General features: G+C 70.9%; 19 protein-coding genes. 10 read left to right on the forward strand and 9 right to left on the reverse strand.

The window, feature by feature from the left end:
* Together lnt and ACWEOE_RS20725 are read left to right on the forward strand one after the other, a co-directional pair.
* Positions 1 to 1,626, forward strand: coding sequence for an apolipoprotein N-acyltransferase (lnt, locus tag ACWEOE_RS20720; protein WP_452011437.1), 1,626 nt, complete (start codon positions 1 to 3; stop codon positions 1,624 to 1,626).
* A 23-nt stretch (positions 1,627 to 1,649) separates the two neighbouring features.
* The gene (locus ACWEOE_RS20725; RefSeq protein ID WP_452011438.1) at positions 1,650 to 2,417 is read left to right on the forward strand and encodes a polyprenol monophosphomannose synthase; all 768 of its coding nucleotides are present in this window, start codon (positions 1,650 to 1,652) and stop codon (positions 2,415 to 2,417) included.
* Between the two features lie 311 nt (positions 2,418 to 2,728).
* Here ACWEOE_RS20725 and ACWEOE_RS20730 read toward each other — a convergent pair whose 3' ends face one another.
* The 3 genes from ACWEOE_RS20730 to ACWEOE_RS20740 all read right to left on the reverse strand — a co-directional run bounded on the left by ACWEOE_RS20730 (position 2,729) and on the right by ACWEOE_RS20740 (position 5,483).
* Positions 2,729 to 3,076 carry an RNA polymerase-binding protein RbpA gene (locus ACWEOE_RS20730; protein WP_091613651.1) on the reverse strand — a complete coding sequence of 116 codons (348 nt, stop codon included), beginning with the start codon at positions 3,074 to 3,076 and terminating at the stop codon, positions 2,729 to 2,731.
* Positions 3,077 to 3,301: 225 nt separating this feature from the next.
* Complete coding sequence (locus ACWEOE_RS20735; RefSeq protein WP_452011440.1) at positions 3,302 to 4,048, reverse strand: thymidine kinase; 747 nt, start codon at positions 4,046 to 4,048, stop codon at positions 3,302 to 3,304.
* 34 nt (positions 4,049 to 4,082) lie between these two features.
* Positions 4,083 to 5,483, reverse strand: a complete 1,401-nt coding sequence (locus tag ACWEOE_RS20740) for an MFS transporter (protein WP_452011442.1) — start codon at positions 5,481 to 5,483, stop codon at positions 4,083 to 4,085.
* 246 nt (positions 5,484 to 5,729) lie between these two features.
* Between ACWEOE_RS20740 and ACWEOE_RS20745 the strand changes: the two genes are divergently transcribed.
* Positions 5,730 to 6,431, forward strand: a complete 702-nt coding sequence (locus ACWEOE_RS20745; protein WP_452011444.1) for a transglycosylase family protein — start codon at positions 5,730 to 5,732, stop codon at positions 6,429 to 6,431.
* 37 nt (positions 6,432 to 6,468) lie between these two features.
* Here ACWEOE_RS20745 and ACWEOE_RS20750 read toward each other — a convergent pair whose 3' ends face one another.
* The gene (locus tag ACWEOE_RS20750; protein ID WP_452011447.1) at positions 6,469 to 7,257 is read right to left on the reverse strand and encodes a glycerophosphodiester phosphodiesterase; all 789 of its coding nucleotides are present in this window, start codon (positions 7,255 to 7,257) and stop codon (positions 6,469 to 6,471) included.
* A 90-nt stretch (positions 7,258 to 7,347) separates the two neighbouring features.
* Between ACWEOE_RS20750 and ACWEOE_RS20755 the strand changes: the two genes are divergently transcribed.
* Both ACWEOE_RS20755 and ACWEOE_RS20760 read left to right on the forward strand, forming a co-directional pair.
* Positions 7,348 to 7,704 carry a hypothetical protein gene (locus ACWEOE_RS20755; protein WP_452011705.1) on the forward strand — a complete coding sequence of 119 codons (357 nt, stop codon included), beginning with the start codon at positions 7,348 to 7,350 and terminating at the stop codon, positions 7,702 to 7,704.
* Between the two features lie 107 nt (positions 7,705 to 7,811).
* Positions 7,812 to 9,404: an AMP-binding protein gene (locus ACWEOE_RS20760; RefSeq protein ID WP_452011449.1), complete on the forward strand. Its 1,593-nt coding sequence runs from the start codon at positions 7,812 to 7,814 to the stop codon at positions 9,402 to 9,404.
* Between the two features lie 35 nt (positions 9,405 to 9,439).
* Here the strand turns inward: ACWEOE_RS20760 and ACWEOE_RS20765 are convergent, their stop codons facing one another.
* From ACWEOE_RS20765 to ACWEOE_RS20775, 3 genes are all read right to left on the reverse strand, one after another.
* On the reverse strand, positions 9,440 to 10,435 hold the full coding sequence (locus tag ACWEOE_RS20765; RefSeq protein ID WP_452011452.1) for a tyrosine-type recombinase/integrase: 996 nt from the start codon (positions 10,433 to 10,435) through the stop codon (positions 9,440 to 9,442).
* A gap of 597 nt (positions 10,436 to 11,032) precedes the next feature.
* On the reverse strand, positions 11,033 to 11,641 hold the full coding sequence (locus ACWEOE_RS20770) for a hypothetical protein (protein ID WP_452011454.1): 609 nt from the start codon (positions 11,639 to 11,641) through the stop codon (positions 11,033 to 11,035).
* Positions 11,642 to 11,755: 114 nt separating this feature from the next.
* Positions 11,756 to 12,133 (reverse strand): VOC family protein, encoded by a 378-nt coding sequence (locus ACWEOE_RS20775; RefSeq protein WP_452011456.1) that lies wholly within the window; start codon positions 12,131 to 12,133, stop codon positions 11,756 to 11,758.
* Between the two features lie 133 nt (positions 12,134 to 12,266).
* On the opposite strand from ACWEOE_RS20775, the gene ACWEOE_RS20780 reads away from it, so the two are divergent.
* The 4 genes from ACWEOE_RS20780 (at position 12,267) to ACWEOE_RS20795 (ending at position 16,137) form a co-directional block, all read left to right on the forward strand.
* Complete coding sequence (locus tag ACWEOE_RS20780; RefSeq protein WP_452011459.1) at positions 12,267 to 12,872, forward strand: TetR/AcrR family transcriptional regulator; 606 nt, start codon at positions 12,267 to 12,269, stop codon at positions 12,870 to 12,872.
* Positions 12,856 to 14,472, forward strand: a complete 1,617-nt coding sequence (locus ACWEOE_RS20785) for an acyl-CoA dehydrogenase family protein (RefSeq protein ID WP_452011462.1) — start codon at positions 12,856 to 12,858, stop codon at positions 14,470 to 14,472. Before ACWEOE_RS20780 ends, ACWEOE_RS20785 begins: the two co-directional genes overlap by 17 nt.
* Positions 14,473 to 14,513: 41 nt before the next feature.
* Positions 14,514 to 15,173 (forward strand): class I SAM-dependent methyltransferase, encoded by a 660-nt coding sequence (locus ACWEOE_RS20790; RefSeq protein ID WP_452011464.1) that lies wholly within the window; start codon positions 14,514 to 14,516, stop codon positions 15,171 to 15,173.
* A gap of 181 nt (positions 15,174 to 15,354) precedes the next feature.
* A complete protein-coding gene (locus ACWEOE_RS20795; RefSeq protein WP_452011467.1) occupies positions 15,355 to 16,137 on the forward strand; it encodes an SDR family NAD(P)-dependent oxidoreductase in 783 nt (260 codons plus the stop codon).
* Here the strand turns inward: ACWEOE_RS20795 and ACWEOE_RS20800 are convergent.
* On the reverse strand, positions 16,134 to 16,766 hold the full coding sequence (locus tag ACWEOE_RS20800; RefSeq protein ID WP_452011469.1) for an SWIM zinc finger family protein: 633 nt from the start codon (positions 16,764 to 16,766) through the stop codon (positions 16,134 to 16,136). The two genes, ACWEOE_RS20795 and ACWEOE_RS20800, sit on opposite strands and share 4 nt — an antisense overlap.
* Positions 16,763 to 19,111 (reverse strand): DEAD/DEAH box helicase, encoded by a 2,349-nt coding sequence (locus ACWEOE_RS20805; RefSeq protein WP_452011708.1) that lies wholly within the window; start codon positions 19,109 to 19,111, stop codon positions 16,763 to 16,765. Before ACWEOE_RS20805 ends, ACWEOE_RS20800 begins: the two co-directional genes overlap by 4 nt.
* Before the next feature lie 244 nt (positions 19,112 to 19,355).
* On the opposite strand from ACWEOE_RS20805, the gene ACWEOE_RS20810 reads away from it, so the two are divergent.
* The gene (locus ACWEOE_RS20810) at positions 19,356 to 20,126 is read left to right on the forward strand and encodes a TetR/AcrR family transcriptional regulator C-terminal domain-containing protein (protein ID WP_452011472.1); all 771 of its coding nucleotides are present in this window, start codon (positions 19,356 to 19,358) and stop codon (positions 20,124 to 20,126) included.
* Positions 20,127 to 20,343: the final 217 nt, after the last annotated feature.

The following is a 20,343-nucleotide window of genomic DNA, read 5'->3' on the forward strand; positions in this document are numbered from 1 at the left end:
GTGGCAGTGACTGTCGCGGAGCCCGAACCGGGCGCACCGCAAGAAACGACCTCGAAGCGGCGCCGCCGGCCGCGGTTCTCCCGCGCGTGGCTGATGCGGCTCGTGGCCGCCGGCGCGACGGGCTACCTGTACTACCTCAGCTTCGCCCCGAGACCGCTGTGGTGGCTCGCGCCGATCGCCTTCGCCGGGTTCGCGCTCGTCCTTCGTGGACGGACGCTGCGCGGCGCGTTCGGGTACGGCTTCGTCTACGGTGTCGTGTTCTTCCTCGCGCTCCTGGTGTGGCTGCAGGACTTCCTCGGCCGGGAATTCGGGCCGTGGCCCTGGGTGGGCCTGTCGTGCGCGCTGTCGCTCTACTTCGGACTCGCCGGGGTGCTGATCCGGATCGTGTCCCGGCTGCCGTTGGCGCCGCTGTGGGGGGCGCTGGTGTTCGTCGCGCTCGAGACGCCCCGGGCGTGGTTCCCGCTCGGCGGCTTCCCGTGGGGCCGGGTCGCCTTCAGCCAGCCCGAGGGCGCCTACCTGTCGCTGGCGTCGGTCGGCGGCGCGCCGCTCGTCGGGTTCGCCGTGGTGCTCAGCGGGTTCGGGCTCGCCGCGCTGGTCGCGCGCTGGTGGCGGGAACGCCGGCTGCGCGACCGCCGGCTCATCGTGCCCCTGGTGCTCACGCTGGCGCCGGTCGTCGCCGGGCTCGCCGTGTGGCCCACGATCGGCACCGAAGCGCAGGACGGCTCGCTCACCGTCGCCGCGGTGCAGGGCAACGCGCCTGACATCGGCATCGCCCTCGAGGGCGCGCGCGGCGTGCTGCGCCAGAACCACCTGGAGGAGAGCGCGAAGCTGCTCGCGCAGATCCAGGCGGGCAAGGTCGCCAAACCCGACCTGCTCGTGTGGCCCGAGACCGCCACCGCGCTCGACGGCGACGACCCGGCCGTGGACCAGATGGTGAACTCCTACGGCGTGCCCGCCATCATCGGCGCGCTCTACCGCCTGCCCGACGGCTCCGCCCAGAACTCCGCGCTCGTGTGGGACCCGAACACCGGGCAGGGCCAGCGCTACGCCAAACAGGACCTCGTGCCCTTCGGCGAGTACGTGCCCGCCCGCGACATCGCGAAGCTGGTCACCCCGTTCGTCGACGACACCCTCGACATGCGCCCGGGCGACGGCAGCAACGCCGCCCTGTCGGTCGCGGGCACCAAGATCGGCGTGTTCATCTGCTACGAGACCGCGTTCGACGGCCCCGCCCGCAAGGCGACCGACGACGGCGGCGAACTGCTCGTGGTTCCCACCAACAACGCGTGGTACGGGCCGGGGGAGATGAGCTACCAGCAGCTGGCGATGTCGCGGCTGCGCGCGGTCGAGCACGGGCGCGCGGTCGTGGTCTCCGCGACCTCCGGCGTGAGCGCCCTGGTGGCCCCCGACGGGACGATCACCGGCTCGACCAGCCTTTTCACCGCAGACGCCCTGGTCGGCCGCGTGCCGCTGCGGACGGAGACTACGCTGTCGGATCGACTCGGTGCGTGGACGGAGTACGGACTGCTGGCACTGGCGATCGCCGGTGTCGCCGGCGGGTTCGTACTCCGTTTTCGCACCCGGCGCACCCGCGCCGGCACGACAGCAGGGGACGCGGCGGGCTGAACCGCCGGATTCGGAGGAGACGGATGGCGCAGGCGCCGCGGGGGGCCGAAGGTATCGAGCCGGTGCTGGTGGTGATCCCGACCTACAACGAGCGGGAGAACCTGGCCCCGGTTCTGGACCGGCTCCACAAGGCACTCCCGGACGTCCACGTGCTCGTCGTCGACGACGGGAGCCCGGACGGCACGGGTGAGCTCGCCGACGAGCGGGCCGCCGACGACGAGCGTGTCCACGTGCTCCACCGCACGGAGAAGGCCGGCCTCGGCAAGGCCTACATCGCCGGGTTCCGGTGGGGCCTGGCCCAGGGCTACGCGACCTTCGTCGAGATGGACGCCGACGGCTCGCACGCCCCGGAGGACCTGCCCCGTATCCTCGACGCCGTCGCGGACACCGACCTGTCCATCGGCTCCCGGTACGTGCCGGGCGGCAGCACGGTCAACTGGCCGCTGAGCCGTCAGCTGCTCTCACGCGGCGCGAACCTCTACTCGCGCATCGCTCTGGGCCTGAAGGTCTCGGACATGACCGCCGGCTTCCGCGCGTACCGCCGGCCGGTGCTGGAGAAGCTCGAGCTCGACGAGATCGCCTCGCACGGCTACTGCTTCCAGATCGACCTCACCCGCCGCACCGCCGACGCGGGCTTCGACATCGTCGAGGTCCCCATCACCTTCACCGACCGCGAGATCGGCCAGTCGAAGATGAGCGGCGACATCATGCGCGAGGCGTTCTTCCGCGTCGCGGAGTGGGGCGTGAAGCGGCGGCTGGAGCAGGTCAAGCGACTGCTCGGCCGGCACTGAACTTCGGCCGGCACTGAATTTCGGCCGGCACCGAACCGCTGAGCCCGACCCGTCGGCGTGCTCGTCAGCCGAGGGCGGGACACCACACCGCTCGCCGTGCCGTGGGCGTGCAGCTTCCCGGTCGGGTCCTCCGGCCGCGACTCTTCGGCCGTGGCCATGGCGCGGCCGAGGTGGCGTGGACGAACCGGCCTTGACCGATCGGGTGTACTTTCGCACCCTTTCGGCGGTGTCCGGACATACGAAAGGCCCCCGTGGAGGGAGGTCACGGGGGCCGATCGGTCGGGGGTTGGGAGCCAGCTACTGGCCGAGACTCACGCGGACCGGCTGGTCCGGCGTCCCTTGAGCTCGGCGAGACGTTCGTTCAGCAGGTCCTCGAGCTCGGGAATGGAGCGGCGCTCCAGAAGCATGTCCCAGTGCGTCCTGGGGGGCTTGGTCTTCTTCTGCTCGGGCTGCCCGCCGTCGACGATCTCGCTCTCGCTGCCGTGCAGGCGGCATTCCCAGACGGTCGGGATCTCGGCGTCGTCTGAGAACGGCACCTCGAACTCGTGGTTCTTGGGGCACGCGTAGCGCACGGTGCGGCGCGGGGCGAGGTCGTGATTGCGGTCGGTCTCGTAGCTGACCGCTCCCAGCCGGCTTCCACGGAGAACACGGTCGGCCATGATGGGGTCCTTTCAGTCAGCTCCGGGTGGAGCCAGGGTGATGCTCACCCTATGCAACGATCGCGGCGTCCGGGGGATTCCCCGGTAACCATGTCGTTGCTCACGATGAGCTGTGTCACCCTTCGGCATCAGCTTCCTCTACTGGGAGAGGTTTCGCGCCCTGGCGTGACGCAGACACCGCCTTCCAAGTGCGGATATCCCCCAGTTGGGCTACTGACGCACGGTTCACGACAACCGTAACTGACCGTGGTGGGCGGTCACGGGGCCCAGGTCACCCAACCGGAAGTGTCGGCGGCACAATACCTGATAACGCACCGTAGTTAGTTCGGCACTGGAATGCGCCGAAGCTGAAGACTCAACTACGGACTGTTCGGTATCTGCCACCACAACGGTGTCACCCTCGCGGAGTATTTCGTCGTCCCGCACCCGTGCGTTGAAGCGGCCGGGCAGCCCGCACCAGCACAGCACCTCGACCTGGATCGGCTGCAGCTCGTCGGCCACCTCGAACAGCCTGCTCGCGCCGGGGAACAGGCGGCTGCGGAAATCGGTCGCGATGCCGAAGCAGTACGCGTCGATGCCGGCGTCGTCGGCCAGCTCCGCGAGCTGGTCGACCTGCGCGGGGGAGAGGAACTGCGCTTCGTCGACGATGATGTAGTCCACGTGCTGCCCCTCGGCCCACCGCGCCCGCACCAGGTCCCGCACGTCGGTGTCCGTACCCACCTCGGTCGCGCGGCGCGTGATCCCGATCCGGCTGCTGATCTGCGGCGCACCCGACCGGTCGTGGCGCACCAGCACGAGCCCACGCCGGCCCTGGCGCGCGTGGTTGTGGTCGATCTGCAGGGCGAGTGTCGACTTCCCGCAGTCCATCGGGCCGTAGCAGAACTTCAGGCGGCCACCCCGGGCGCGCGCGGCGGGGACCGGGGACAGCGCGTCGGTGGGATCGTCGGGAAGGGCTTCGTCGAGGGCAGTCACGACGATCGACCCTATCCGGCCCGGCGGGCCGGCCTCACAGCACGGCGGGCGGACGGTTCCCCGCCGCGACGATCGCCTTGCGCACCGGCACGAGCAGCACGAACACGAACCCGAGCACGAAGAAGATCACCAGCGCCACGATCGCCAGCCGGAACGACCCCGTCGCCTGCCCGACGCCGGCGAACACCAGCGGCCCCAGCCACGACGTGCCCTTCTCGCCCACGACGTAGAGCGAGTAGTACTGCGCGTCCTTCCCGACCGGGATCATCTGGCTGAACAGCGACCGCGCCAGCGCGTTCGTGCCGCCCAGGACCAGCCCGATCCCCACCGCGACCGCGTAGAACTGCAGCGGCTGCTCCGGCCGGATGAAGTACGCGCCCACCAGCACCACGACCCACAGCACGAGGCTGCCCAGGATCGTGCGCTTCGCTCCCAGCCGGCGCGCGACCAGGCCGTGCAGCACCCCGCCGACGTAGGCGAGGAACTGGATCACCAGCACCGTCACGATCAGCACCTCGTCGGAGAACCGCAGCTCGTCCTTGCCGTACTGCGCCGAGACCGACACCACGGTCGAGATCCCGTCGGCGAAGAGCAGGTAGCTGCCCAGGAACGCGAGCGTGAGCGGGAACGCCTTCGCCTCCACGATCGTCCGCCGCAGCTCCCGGAACCCGGCACGCAGCACCGGCACCCCCGGCTCGACGTTCACGGGCGTGTGGGTGCGGGGGAGCCGGCGCAGCACCGGGATGGTGAACACCGCCCACCACAGCCCCGAGGTCAGGAAGCAGATCCGCACCGCCGTGCCGGTGTCCACGCCCAGCGCGTCGCGGCTGAGGTAGAACGCCAGCTGTAACGCCAGCGCCAGCCCGCCACCCAGGTACCCGAACGCCCAGCCTTTCGCGGACACGTCGTCGCGCTCGTCGGGCTCCGCGACGTCGACCAGGAACGAGTAGTACACGACCAGCGAACCGCCGTAGCCGATGTTCGCGACGACGAACAACGCCGCACCCAGCTGCCAGTCGGACCCGGCCATGAAGAACATCAGCGCCGACGCCACGGCACCCAGCCACGCGAACCAGCCCAGGATCCGCCGCTTGTTCCGGCTGCGGTCGGCCACCGCGCCCGCGATCGGCAGCACCAGCACCTGCACCACCGTCGCCACCGACAGCAGGTACCCCCACATCGAACCGGCCGGGAAATGCAGCCCGAACAACGACACGTCGCAGTTGTTGAGCTTGTCGTCCACACCGGACGCATCGAGGCACGCCCTGTCCCCGTTAAGGGTGATGTTCTGCTTCGCGTCCGCTGCCGCGACAGTGCTCATGTAAAGCGCGCCGAACACGGTGATCACCGACGAATAGAAGGGCGAATTGGCCCAGTCGTAGAAGTACCAGCCCCACCGTTCCCGCTTCCTGTCACGGGTTTCGGCCAGCGTCATCCACGGCTCCTCAGCGGTCGCGTATCTCCAGGTCAGGCGGCAGACTACTGGGGCGGGACCCCGCGACAGACGCCGAACGGGCAAACCGTGTCCGGTTCGTCGCCCGGTGATCATCCGCATTCACCGAACGGCCTCCGAAACAGCGCTCGCGGCGTGTCGCTCACGTGATTTTTTCGCGTTTTGTGTGAGACTGATGTGTGTGGTGTGACTCTTGTGGTCAATGGGTCGCGTGCTTACTGTGCACCCATGACCAACCGCGTTCGCACTGCTCACCGCGGTGCCGCGAGGATCCTGCTCCTCGCGGCCGCCGTCCTGGGGCTGCAGCTCGCCGTCACCGGCGCCGCGTCCGCGGACCCCGCCACGACCGCCTGGGCCAAGCTGCGCATGTGCGAGTCGAGCGGCCGCTACACCATCAACACCGGCAACGGCTACTACGGCGCCTACCAGTTCGACCTGCCCACCTGGCGCAGCGTCGGCGGACAAGGCCGCCCCGACCAGGCCAGCCCCCGCGAACAGGACTACCGCGCCCTCTACCTCTACCGCATGCGCGGCTGGCAGCCCTGGCAGTGCGCCGGGATGCTCAAGCTCACCGGCGACGCCGACGCCCGCAGCAAACGCGTCCCCTCCTACGACGAATCCGCCTACATGGGCGGCACCGGCCTGCCCGCCCCGCCGCCCCCGAAGCCGACACCCCCGCCGGCCCCGCCCGCCGGCGGCATGCCCGCCTGGCCCGGCGTCGTCTACGCCTACGGCGACTGCGCCCCCGCGCTCAAGACCTTCCAGCTGCGCATGAACGCCTTCGGCTACGGCTTCACCGGCACCGGCTGCTACTACGACAAGACCAAGACCGCCGTCCTCGACCTGCAGCGCGCCAACGGCATCAAGGACTCCGGGCGCCTCGGCCCCCTCACGTGGAAAGCCGCGTGGGAAGGCAAACGCCCCAGGTGAGCCCGGCCGCGGTGACGCTCACCGCCCCCGGCCGCACTCAGCCCGCCTGTTGCTGCCACACACCCCGCTCGACGAGCACCTCGCGCAACAAGTCCGGCCGATCCGTCACGATCCCGTGCACACCCAGGTCCAGCAGCTCCCGCATCTGCGCCGGATCGTCGATCGTCCACGTGTGGACCTCGAACCCCGCCCGCTCCGCCGCCCTCACGAACGACCGGTCCACCACCGTCAACGGACCCTGCTTCACCGGCACCTGAGCCAGACACCCACCCGCGAACCGGCTCAACGGCAACGGCGGCACCCACCCGTTGGCCCAGACCATCAGCACCGACCGCGGCCCCATCGCCGTGCACAGCTTCGGCCCCGCCAACCGCCGCAACCGCGCCAGCCGCGAGTCCGAAAAGGACGCCGCCGCCACCCGGTCGAACGCCCCCGTGCGCTCCAGCACCCGCAGAAACGGCTCCACCGCGCTGTTCGCCTTCACATCCACGTTGAACCGCACCTGAGGAAGCTCCTCCAGCACATCCTCCAACCGCGACAGCACCGCCCGGCCGCCCACCTTGACGCCCTTCACCTGCTCCCACGTCTGCGCCGCGATCGAGCCACGACCATCTGTCGTCCGGTCCAGCGTGTCGTCGTGGTGCACCACCACCACACCGTCCGACGTCGCGTGCACATCGGTCTCGACGTACCGGTAACCCTCCTCGACCGCCCGCTTGAACGCCGGCAGCGAGTTCTCCATCCCCTCCAGCTCGTCGAGGTGCCACCCACGGTGGGCGAACGCACGGGGGAGCGGATCGGCCAGGTACGGAAACGAGGGGCGCATCCCCACAGTGTGGCTCACCGGCATGGCCTCGGCATGAGAACACGATGGCCAGCTAGGGTCGGGCGGGTGAGGGAACTGGCCGAGCACCCGATGACCGGCGACGAACTGGTCGTACCACGCCGCAGCAACGCACCCAAGCACTGCGGCTGGTGCGGCCGCCGCCTGCCCGAAGCCGGCAACGTCGGCCGCCGCCGCCGCTACTGCGGACAGTCCTGCCGCCAGCGCGCCTACGAACGCCGCACCGCCCTGCAACGCAGCGGCCTACCCGAAGACGCCGTCGTGCTCTCCGACACCGAGATCGCCGCCCTCCAGGACCGCCTCTTCCAGCTCCGCTGCGCCGCCGAAGACATCGCCACCGCCACCCAGGACGGCGCCGACACCGACGAACTCCGCCGCCTCGCCGAAGAAATCGTGCACGCCGCCAAAGACCTCGAACAGCTCCGCTGAATTTCGGCCACCCTCGCACACCACCCCGGCGGACTACAGTCCGAAATGCCCCCCGGAGGACCAGCCGGCACCGTCGCCCGACCGCCGGCCGAGCGAGGGAGACGCCCGTGCCCAAGGCCGCGTTCACACCCGCCACCGAACTCGACGCCGTCCTCGAACTCACCGTCGGCGACCTGCTCCGCGAAGCCACCGCACAAGCACCCGACGCGCCCGCCCTCGTCGAAGGCGTTCCCGACCCCACCGAACGCCGCCGCTGGACCTACACCGAACTCCTCACCGAAGCCGAAGACGCCGCCCGCGCCCTGCTCGATCGCTTCGACCCCGGCGAACGCGTGGCCGCCTGGGCCAACAACATCCCCGAATGGGTCGTCCTCGAACTCGCCACCGCCCTCGCCGGCCTGACGCTCGTGACCGTCAACCCCGCCCTGCGCGAAAACGAAGTCCGCCACGTCCTCGGCCAATCCGAAGCCTCCGGTGTCTTCCTCGTCGCCGAATACCGCGGCACCCCCATGGCCGCCATCCTCGACCACGTCCGCCCCGACCTGCCCCACCTGCGCGAAACCGTCCGCTTCGAAGACTGGCTCGCCTTCCGCGGCTCCGGCTCACCCAGCCAGACCCTGCCGACCGTCCACCCCGGCGACCCCGCCCAGATCCAATACACCTCCGGCACCACCGGCACCCCCAAAGGCGCCGTGCTCCACCACCGCGGCATCACCAACAACGCCCGGCTCTCCTACGTCCGCGCCCTCGACATGCAACCCGGCGAGAACTTCGTCAACCCCATGCCCCTGTTCCACACCGCCGGCTGCGTCCTCGCCACCCTCGCCCCCATCGCCAGCCTCGGCACCCAGGTCCTCATGCCCTGGTTCGACCCCGCACTCCAGCTCGCCCTGCTCGAGCAGGAAAGGGGAGTGGTCTTCGGCGGCGTACCCACCATGCTGCTCGCCCTCCTCGGCCACCCCGACTTCCCCCGAACCGACCTCAGCTCAGTCCGCTACGCCCTCAGCGGCGGCGCCACCGTGCCACCCGCCCTCGTCCGCCGCGTCGAAGCCACCCTCGGCGTCCCGATGTGCATCATCTACGCCCAGACCGAAGCCTCACCCGGCATCACCATGACCACCCCCGCCGACGCCGCCGACGACCGCGCCGAAACCCTCGGCCGCGCCCTGCCCGCCTGCGCCGTGAAAATCATCGACCCCGTCACCGGCGAAGTCGCCGCCACGGGGGAGACCGGCGAACTCTGCACCCGCGGCTACCACGTGATGACCGGCTACCACGCCAGGCCCGACCAGACCGCCGAGACCATCGACCCCGAAGGCTGGCTCCACACCGGCGACCTCGCCCGCATGGACGACCGCGGCTACCTCACCATCGAAGGCCGCGTCAAAGAGATGATCATCCGCGGGGGAGAGAACATCTACCCCCGCGAGATCGAACACGTCCTGCTCGACCACCCCGCAGTCGCCGACGTCGCCGTGATCGGCATCCCCGACCCCGAATGGGGCGAACAAGTCGGCGCCTTCGTGCTCCTGCGCCCCGGCGCCGACGTCGGCGAAGACGAACTTTTCGCCCACGTCCGCGAACACCTCGCCCCGCACAAGACACCCAAGGTCTGGCAGTTCATGACCGAGTTCCCCCTCACCGGCTCCGGCAAGATCCGCAAACACCTCCTGCGCGAGCAGTACCTCGCACACCACTGAGCCCCAGCCGGTCAGCCCTGGCCGCCGAGCCGCGCTCAGCCGCCATCACCCGCGCCCAACCCGTCCAGCGCGCGGTAGGTCCGGTTGCTCGCCGCCGCAGCCCGCTGCTCCCGGCCCGTCGCCTCGATGTAGTTCTGGCTCGTCGCCAGGCTCGCGTGGCCCAGCAACGTCATGATCTCCGACGCCGTCGCCCCGTCCTCGGCCAGCCGCGTCGCGAACGTGTGCCGCAACGCGTGCAGATTCGCCCCCGCCGGCACCCGGTCGTGCAACCCCGCCCACCGATAACACGACTTCACCAGGTACTCCAACGCGCCCCGCCCGATCGGCTCACCCGCCCGATCCCGCAACAAGGGCTCCGACGCCGGGAACCGCTGCCGCGGAAACCGCCGCCGGCACGACTTCCCGTAGTCCTCGATCAGCTTCGCCAGCACCGGCTGCACCGGGATCGACCGATCCCGGCTGCCCTTGCCCGACACGTGCAACCGCAACTCACCCTCACGCCCCACCACCGAACGCGGCGTCAGCGCCCGCATCTCCGCCGCCCGCAACCCCGCCACCAGCCCGAGCGCCAGCACCAGCACGTCGCGCTCCGGCCACGGATCCCGCGTCCGCCGCGCACCGTCGGCCGCCGCGGCCAGCAACCGCTCCGGAGTTTCCTCCCCCCGCAACGGTTTCGGAACCAGCGGGGGAGTCTTCGGCCGGGCGACCGCACCCATCGGGTTGCCCGCCAAGAGCCCGTCGGACACGCAGAAGGTGAGGAACTGGTTCCACGTCGACCACGCCCGCAGCACCGAGCTCTTCGCGTGCCCGTCGGCGAACGCGCCGAACGCCGCCCGCAACGCCGCCGTCGTCAGATGCTCGACGTGCAGCTCCTCGGGCGCACGACCCAGCTCCTGGAGCAGGAGAGTGGTGATCCCGGCCAGGTCACGACGGTAGGCGGCGGTGGTGTGCGGCGAGTCCTTGCGCGGCCGCCGTGCCGCGAAGAACGCTTGCTGCGCCTCGGAAACCAGCATCCCGATCTTGTACCGCACGACACCGACAGTTCCGCACGGCGGATGGTGCCGTCGATATGCTGCATAATGGCGATTATGCATGAAACATGGCTACGGAAGGGCTGGATCCCCTTGGGGGACAACGGTTCTCTCGTTCTGGCCCACTCGGTCTGAGTGGTTCGTTCCGCGGGTTTTCGACCGTCGCGTGGTGAGCGCTCGGGGAATCGTTCATCTGTTCGAGTGGTTGTCCTGGCAAGCCCCAGCGGGGCCGGCGTTGATCGACTCGTGGCGCGTTGGTGAACTCGTCAGCCCCGTGGTTTCGATGTCCAGTCAGTCACGTTCAATTCGTCACGGTGACGAATTGAACGTGAGGTTTGGTGTGTCGTGCTGCTTGAAATCGGGGATCTCCGGCGGAGTTCTCCCGATGGCTTCAGTCGGCTTCATTGAGTGAGGGCTCGACGGGGCCGCGTTGCGGCCAGCGGGATCGACGACGCGGTCTGTGGCTGTCTCTCGCACACGGACGACTCTCTCGTCGGCTGCGTGCGCAACCGCCCGAATCGGCTGCCTGAGGCCCCTCTCCGGGCTTCCTTCAGCAGGTCAGCCATATGCCGATAATGTACATTATGTCAAGTGACGTTATCCGGCGGGCTCCTCCGTCGGTACCTCGCCGGACGAGCGGCGAAGTCGGGTCCGCGACCGGCCCGCCCAGAAGACCCAGCCGAAGACCATCAACAGATCGATGGCTCCGACCACGACCCCGACGGTGAAGTCGACCTCATCGGGTCGATGCAGATCCACCGCCGCAGCCGGATCGGCGACCACGGCGACGACCGAGCCCGGCTTGTCCCCGTCCACGGCCACGATGCCGTGCTGCCCGTCCGGCGTGACGACGGCCAGCGCCTGGCGCGTGTACTTGCTCGGCGGCGTGAACTGAGCGGCGGTCCAGTGGTCGGTGTAGCCGGTTGCGGTCGCCTGCACCTGCACGCCACGTGTCTCGAGGACGAATCCGTCGACAGCCGTGAGTCCGGCCATGAAGATCATCACGAGGTGGATGCCGGCGACGAAAATGCTCAGCAGGACGAACGCGCCGGACCGCGCGAGGATCGCCGGGATCACGAGGATCAGACCAGCGCTGACCCAGATCAGCAGCGTGCCGCCGGTGCCGTGGAACACGGTCAGCGCGACGCCGATCCAGGTCACCGCGACCAGTCCGAGTGTGGCCAGTACCGTGCGCACCCACAGCATGGCCGAATCGTAGCGGCGCGAGACGGCGGGACGCCGGGTGTTGCTCCCGGTGATCGCCCGGTCGAGGTCTCTGCGGGTGTGGAGCGGCCGGTCTCGGCTGCTTCTCCCCTGGCCTCACTGCTTCGCGAGCATGTCGACGTAGTGCGGGTTGGACATGATGCCGAGGACGTTGCCGAACGGGTCGACGACCGAGGCGGTGACGAAACCGTGGCCGCGTTCGCGCAGGCCGTCGTGTTCGGTGGCGCCGAAGGTCATGAGGCGGTCGAGTGCGGTGGGCAGGTCGTCGACGTGCCAGTACAGGATCGCGCCGGCGGGGCCGTCGGGTGCCGGGGGCAGGTACCGGCGGTCGATGATGCCGAGTTCGGCTTCGTGGTCGCCGAGGCGGTATTCGATGTAGCCGGGCCGGGCGAAGTACGGCTCGATGCCGAGCACGGCCGTGTACCACGCCTGGGCGGCGGTGAGGTCGTCGGCGGAGAAGTTCAGGGTGGCCATTCCTCGCAGCATGGTGTGGTCCTTTCGTCCGGTTTCCCAGCCAAGCACGCCCTGCTCCCCTTGTGTGCGTCACTTTTTTGGGGTGCGCCGGCGTGGTTGACCGAAGTAGTGAAACGGTGATTCACTTCTTCACATGCCCTACCGGCGGACTCCCCAGGTGCAGGAGCGGCTCGACGCGCTGCGCGGCACGATCGTCGCCGCGGCGGTCGAGCAGCTGGCCGAGTACGGGTATGCCGGGTGTTCGGTGGTGGCGGTCGCGGAGCGGGCCGGGGTGGCCGTGGGCACGCTGTACCGCCACTTCCCCACGAAGGCCGAGCTGGTCGTGCGGGTGTTCCGCCAGGTCGTGACGCGTGAGGTCGAGGCGGTGCGCGAGGCGTCGGCGGGGCCGGGTGAGCCGGCGGAGCGGGTGGCGGCGGTGTTCGAGACGTTCGCGGCGCGGGCGTTGAAGGCGCCGCGGCTGGCGTATGCGTTGCTGGCCGAGCCGGTGGATCCGTTGATCGACGCGGAGCGGCTGGAGTTCCGGCGGGCGTTCCGGGATGTGGTGGCCGAGCACGTGGCCGCCGGTGTCGAGGCGGGTGTGCTGCCCGCGCAGGATTCCGTGCTGACGGCGGCGGCGCTGGTGGGTGCCGCGGCCGAGGTGTTGATCGGGCCGCTGCGGGACGGTGTGGTGAGTGATGTCGTCGAGTTGCGGACGTTCGTCGTCCGGTCTTTGGGAGGTTCCGATGTCGGCCACGCATGAGGTCACGAACCAGGCGCCGCCGTTGGTCTACGACGTCGCGCGGGATCCGGCGCTGCTGGAGGCGCTGGACCGGGCGGATGCCGGTTGGGCGGCCGAACAGGTGCACGAGCTGGGCCGGCTCGCCGGGGGTGAGCAGGCCCAGGAGTGGGGCCGGCTGGTGAACGAGAACGAGCCGGTGCTGCGGACGCACGACCGGTTCGGGCATCGGATCGACGAGGTCGAGTTCCACCCGTACTGGCACGAGCTGATGAAGGTCGCGGTGTCGCACGGGTTGCAGGGTGCGCCGTGGCGGGACTCCCGCGCTGGGGCGCATGCGGCGCGGGCGGCGAAGATGTACGTGTGGGGCCAGGTCGAGGCGGGGCACACGTGCCCGATTTCGATGACGTACGCGGCGGTTCCGGCGTTGCGGGCGAATGCCGAGCTGGCGCAGCGGTACGAGCCGTTGCTGGCTTCGACCGAGTACGACTTCGGGTTGCGGGAGCCGAGCTCGAAGGTCGGGTTGATCGCGGGCATGTCGATGACGGAGAAGCAGGGTGGCTCCGACGTGCGGGCGAACACCACGACGGCGACGCCGGTGGCGGACGGCAGTTATCGGCTGGTGGGTCACAAGTGGTTCACGTCGGCGCCGATGTCGGATCTGTTCCTGACGTTGGCGCAGGCGCCGGGTGGGTTGTCGTGTTTCCTGCTCCCCCGCGTGCTGCCGGACGGCACTCGTAACGCGATCCGGTTGCAGCGGTTGAAGGACAAGCTGGGCAACCGGTCGAACGCGTCGTCGGAGATCGAGTACGAGAACGCGGTGGGCTGGCTTGTCGGCGAAGAGGGTCGTGGGGTGCGCACGATCATCGAGATGGTGAACAACACGCGGCTGGACTGCGCGCTGGGCAGCGCGTCGGGGATGCGGCTGGGTGCGGTGCGGGCGGTGCACCACGCGACGCACCGGTACGCGTTCGGGAAGGCGCTGGTGGACCAGCCGGCGATGGCGAACGTGCTGGCCGATCTGGTGGTGGAGTCGGACGCCGCGGCGACGGTGGCGATGCGGCTGGCGGCCGCGGGTGACAAGCCGGGTGACGCGCAGGAGCAGGCGTTCCGGCGGCTGGGGCTCGCGGTGACGAAGTACTGGGTGTGCAAGCGGGCGCCGGCGCACGCGGCGGAGGCGCTGGAGTGCTTCGGGGGCAACGGGTACGTCGAGGAGTCGGGGATGCCGCGGCTGTACCGGGAGGCTCCGTTGATGTCCATTTGGGAGGGTTCGGGCAACGTGGCGGCGCTGGACGCGTTGCGGGCGATGGCTCGGCAGCCGGAGTCGATGGCGGCGTTCTTCGGTGAGGTGGAGCTGGCCGCGGGGGCGGACTCGCGGTTGGACGACGCGGTGGACCGGGTGAAGAAGGAGCTGTCGGATCCGGCGGATCTGGAGTTCCGGGCGCGGCGGGTGGTGGAGTCGATGGCATTGGTGCTGCAGGGTTCACTGCTGGTGCGCCACGGTGACCGGGCGGTGGCGGACGCGTTCTGCGCGTCGCGGTTCGCGGGTGACTGGGGTATCGCGTTCGGGACGTTGCCGGCGGGCACGGACACGGCGGCGATCATCGAGCGGGCGCGGGTGTAGGCGGCGGGTTTTGTCGGGGTGGCGCGCTAGCGTCGTGGGTCATGACCGACTTCGATTTTGTGTCCGCCACCCGTGCTGCTTACGACACCGTGGCCGTGTCCTACGCCGAGGTACTGAAGGATGCGCTGGCCGAGAGCCCGTGGGACCGGGCGATGCTGGACACGTTCGCGGAGCTGGTCGGGCCTGGTGCCCGGGTCGGTGACTTCGGGTGTGGTCCGGGGCGGGTCACGGGCTACCTGGCGGGGCGGGGGCTGGCGGCGTTCGGCGTGGACCTCTCCCCCGGGATGGTCGAGGTGGCGCGGGCGGCGCATCCTGAGCTGGCGTTCGAGGTGGGGTCGATGGCCGCCTTGCCGGTGGGTGACGCGGAGGTGGCGGGTGCGCTCGCGTGGTACTCGCTGATCCACACGCCGCCGGAGCGGCTGCCGGTGCTGGTGGCGGAGCTGGCCCGGGTGCTCGTGCCGGGCGGGCGGCTGCTGACGGCGTTCCAGACCTCGTCGGAGGTCGGGGTTGGGGCCGAACCCCGGCACGTCAGCACTGCGTACGGGCACGACGTCTCGCTCGACGCGTACCGCCTGGACCCGGATTTCGTGACCGGGCTGCTGGGTGCGGCCGGGTTCGCGGTGGAGGCCCGGCTGGTCAGGGAGGCGGCGGCGCACGAGAAGACGCCGCAGGCGTATCTCTTGGCGCGCAAGGAAAGCTGAGCTGCTCGCGGAGGCGGGCGAGGACCGCGTCGAGGCCGCGGCGCACCGAAGTCGGGCACGCCGTTGTGGGCAGGTCGGTCATGAGCTGCTCGTCGATCCCGTTGGTCTCGCCCATCGGTGCCGTGGCAGGCAGTGGTGAAGTCGGTACGGTGAGCGTCGGACACGACCGAGGGAGCGCACCATGAGCCGCCTGCACGATCGCCGGATCTTCGTGACGGGTGCCGGTTCCGGCATCGGGCGCGCGACGACGTTGCGGTTGATCGAGGAGGGCGCTCGGGTGGTCGCCACCGATGTGTCGGGCGAGGGCGTCGCGGGGACGGCCGAGCTGGCCGGTGGCTCGCGGCTCGAGACGTTCGTGATGGATGTGGCCGACGAGGAGTCGGTGGTGCAGGGCACGAAGGCGGCGGTCGAGCACCTCGGTGGGCTCGACGTCCTGGTGAACGCGGCCGGGATCCTGCAGGCCGCGCACACGCACGAGACGTCGCTGGAGTTCTGGAACCGGATCGTCGCGGTGAATCTCACCGGCACGTTCCTGGTGACGCGGGAGGCGCTGCCGGCGTTGATCGCGGCCGGGAAGAGCGTGGTGATCAACTTCAGTTCGACGTCGGCGGCGTTCGCGCACCCGTACATGGCGGCGTACGCGGCGAGCAAGGGCGGGATCCAGGCGTTCACGCATTCGCTGGCGCTGGAGTACAGCAAGCAGGGCGTGCGGGCGGTGAGTGTCGCGCCGGGCAGTGTGAAGAGCGGGATCACGGACAACGCGGCAAGCTGGATGCCGCAGGACGTGGACTTCGGGTTGTTCGGCAAGCTGCTGCCGATCCTGCCGACGGGGCTCACGACGGCGGTGGGCAACCCGGTCGGGCCCCCGGAGGCAGTGGCGGGGGTGGTCGCGATGCTGGCGTCGGACGACGGGGAGTTCATCACCGGCACCGAGATCCGCATCGACGGCGGCACGCACGCCTAACGCGGCACCGGCGTGAACTCGGCGAGGTCCGGCAGCGGCGGCACCACCCTGGTGTAGGCGTCGGCGGCGAGGATTCCGTCTTTCCGCTGCCCGAGCTGGTCCAGCACCTCGCGTTCGCTGCGGCCGCGGGCGAGCAGGAGCACGAACGGGTCGGCGTCGAGCAGCCACGACACCTGGAACGACAGCGCGGCCGCGTGCCGGCACGGCAGGTCGAACCCCGGGCAGTCGCAGTCCGGGTCGAGGTCGCCGATGCCGGGCAGGAGCGGGACGTCGTCGGCGAGCTCCGGGGGCAGGTGGCGGTCGAGCAGGGCGGCGAGGTTCCCGGCGCGGGCGGCGGCGCGGCCGAGGAGCAGGTCCCAGTCCGGTGTGGACAGTTCGGCCAGGTGCACGCTCGTGCGGAACGGTCCGCCGTCGGCGTCGTCCACGGTCGCCGCGATCCGCCCCGGGCTCACGGTGATCGGTCCGACCAGGCCGGCGACGGCGTAGCGGCGGCCGTGGCGCAGCTGACGCAAGTCGAGCGCGGTGTCCTCCATCGCGCGCAGCCAGGCCCGGCCCCACCAGGTGCGGGCGAACGGGCCGCGGCCTTCGCGGGCGGGGAAGGCCGGAAATCCGCGCACGCGCTCGGTCATGCCTGCCTCCTCAGCCGCACGAGCTCGGCGAGCTCGGTGTCGGTCAGCTCGGTCAGCGCCACCTCTCCCCCGGCCAGTACGGCGTCGGCCAGGGCGCGTTTTTCCCGCAGCAGCGCGGCGATGCGGTCTTCGACCGTGCCTTCGGCCACGAGCCGGTGGACCTGCACCGGGCGGGTCTGCCCGATCCGGTACGCGCGGTCGGTCGCCTGGTCCTCCACGGCCGGGTTCCACCACCGGTCGTAGTGCACGACGTGGTCGGCGCGGGTGAGCGTGAGCCCGGTGCCGGCGGCCTTGAGCGACAGCAGGAACACGGGCACGGCGCCGTCCTGGAAGCGGCGCACCAGCTCTTCGCGCTGGGCGACGGGGGTGCCTCCGTGCAGGAGCTGGCTGGGGATCCCGCGGCCCGCGAGGTGGCGCCGCAGGAGCCGGGCCATCACCACGTACTGGGTGAACACGAGCACGGCACCGTCCTCGGCGAGGATCGTGTCGAGCAGCTCGTCGAGCAGGTCGAGTTTGCCCGACCGGCCGGCCAGCGGGGCGTCGTCGCCTTCGGCCAGGTAGTGGGCCGGGTGGTTGCAGATCTGCTTGAGGGCGGTGAGCAGCTTGACGATCCGGCCGCGGCGCGCCATCCCGTCGCTCGCACCCACCTCGGCCAGCAGCTCCCGCACCGCCGCCTCGTACAGCGCGGCCTGCTCGGCGGTCAGCGCGACGGGCCGGTCGGTCTCGGTCTTCGCGGGTAGCTCGGGGGCGATGCCGGGGTCGGACTTGCGCCGCCGCAGCAGGAACGGGCGCAGCAGCCGCGACAGCCGTTCGGCCGCTGCCGGGTCGCCGGTTTCCACGGGTTTCGCCCAGCGCGCCCGGAATTCGGTGAGCGTGCCGAGCAGGCCAGGGGTGGTCCAGTCCAGGATCGCCCACAGCTCGGCTAGTGTGTTCTCCACCGGTGTGCCCGTGAGCGCCACCCGTGCGGACGCCCGCAGCGTGCGCAGGGCTTTCGCCGTGCCCGAGCGGTGGTTCTTCACGTGCTGCGCTTCGTCGGCCACCAGCAGATCCCACGCCACGGCGGCCAGTGGCCCCGGGTCCGCGCGCAGCGTGCCGTAGGTGGTGAGCGCGAACCCGTCGAGGTCGTCGAGCGAGCGGGCGCCGCCGTGGAACCGCCGCACCGGCACGCCGGGAGCGAAGCGGTGGATCTCGGCTTCCCACGTGCCCAGCAGCGACGCCGGGCACACGACCAACGTCGGGCCGGTCGCGCGGTGCAGGTGCAGGGCGATGAGGGTGAGTGTCTTGCCCAGTCCCATGTCGTCGGCGAGGCAGCCGCCCAGGCCTAGCGACGTGACCGTGTCGAGCCAGCGCAGGCCGCGCAGCTGGTAGTCGCGCAGGGTCGCGGTGAGCCCGGCCGGCTGCGGCGCCGGCCCGGGCAGCTCGGCGAGCCGGGCGCGCAGCGTGGCCAGCCATCCGTCGGTGCCGATCTCGACCTCGGCGCCGTCCACCTCGGTCGTCCCGGCCAGCACGGCGGCCAGGGCGTCGACGGGGGTGAGGGGTTTCAGTGCCCGCTCGCGCGCGCGGCTCACCGACGCCGGGTCGAGCAGCACCCACCGGTCCCGCAGTCGCACCACGGGCCGGTGGGCTTCCGCGAGCACGTCCAGTTCGGCCGCCGAGAGCCGGGCTCCGCCGAGGGCGAGCTGCCAGTCGAGCTCCAGCGCGCGGCCGCCGGCGAAGAAGGCGGCGACGTCGTCGGGTGCGGTGTCGGCGCGCACGACCGCGCGGGCGCTCAGGCCCGTGAGCTCGGCGGGCCAGTGGACGGCGACCCCCAGCTCGGCCAGCCGTGCCGCCGCCGAGCCGAGCAGCTCGCGGATGTCGTCGTCGCCCAGGGTCACCTCGGCGGGCACGGGCGCGGCCAGCAGCGGAGTGAGCGGTGGCCACTCCTGGGCGCACCGGCGCAGCACGAGGAGCACCTCGTGGCGGGTCGCCTCGGCGCCCGAGAGCCACAGCTCCCGCGCGTCCACGAGCGTGTCTCCGTGTACCTGCACGACGGCGCGGAACCGGCCCGCGTCGAGGTCGTCGGGTTCCAGCCGCAGCGAGACCCGGGTCGCCGCGGCGAGCCCCGCGATCTCGCGGAGGAACCGCAGCAGCAGCGGGTACGGCTCGGGCAGCCGCGCCGGATCACCGGGCAGCGGGGTGGCGTGGGCGTGCGGGGGCATCGCGTCGGCGAGGCGGCGCAGCCACTGCTCTTCGGCCGGTTCGAGCGGTCCCGCCCAGCCCGCCTCGGTCAGCCGCGTCCCGGCCCGCGCGGCGACCGACCAGAACACCGCCGACGGCTCGTCGGAAACCTCCCGCAGCAGCTCCACGGCGTCGCCGACCGGCACCCGTCGTGCCTCGACCGTGCGCGGGCCGTCGGCCAGCACCACCTCGAGCGAACCGGGGGCGCCCGGTGTGGCCGGTGGTGCGCCGTCCGGGCGCCAGAACACGACGAATCCCGGTTCGACCACCACAGCGTCCGGCGAACCGCTCCCCACGGACCCCCCTTCCCGTCGGTTCCGTCCGCCGACTTTACCAGAATTCTGTACGACGTACGACGAAATGTAGGGCAGGATGGCGCGGATGAGCACGGAGCACACCGGCGGCGGCGACCCGCGGCGCACGATCGAGCTGCTGTGGGGTGTGCCCGGACCCCCGCGGCGTGGACCGAAACCCAAGCTCACCGTGGCCGACGTCGTCGCGACCGCGACCCGGCTGGCCGACGCCGACGGCCTCGAGGCCGTGACCATGCGCCGCGTCGGCGACGAGCTCGGTGTCGCCCCGATGTCGCTCTACACCTACGTGCCCGGGCACGCGGAGCTGATCGACCTGATGCTCGACGCCGCCCACGGCGAGCTCACCGCGCCGCTGCCCACCACCGGCTGGCGCGATGCGCTGACCACCGTGGCCGAGGACCTTTGGCGCCTCTACCACCGCCACCCCTGGCTGCTGCAGATCACCACCGGCCGCCCGCCGCTCGGGCCGAACACCTTCGCCAAGTACGAACGCGAGCTCGCCGCGCTCGACGGCCTCGCCCTCGACGAGCTGGAACTCGACGCCGTGGTCAGCCTCGTCGTCGGGCTGGTGCAGGGCACCGCCCGCGGCTCGATCGAGGCCGCCCGCCTCGCGCGCCGCACCGGGCTGACCGACGCCGAGTGGTGGGAACGCAGCGCGCCCGTGCTCGCCGGGATCCCCGCGGCCGACGCCGCCAACTTCCCGCGCGCGAGCCGCGTCGGCACCGCCGCGGGCCAGGCCCACAACGCCGCGTCGAACCCCGAGCACCACTTCCGCTTCGGCCTCGCCCGCATCCTCGACGGGGTGACCCTGCTCGTCGAGCACCGCTGAAGCGCTGGAGACTGTCGGCCCCCGGGTTACGTCCGATTGGCAACGATCGGCACGGGTTGCCAATCCGACCAGAAGCAGGCCGACGCTCTCGCGGCACGTCACCATTGCTACCAAGTCGTTCGGCCGTGACTGTGGTCGGATTGGTAACGATGGGCACAGTAGGTTCGGCCTCGGGTGTCGGTTTCGCCCGGGCCCGCTCGTCGGGCGGGTATGAGCG

Source organism: Amycolatopsis sp. NPDC004368, from assembly GCF_053602515.1.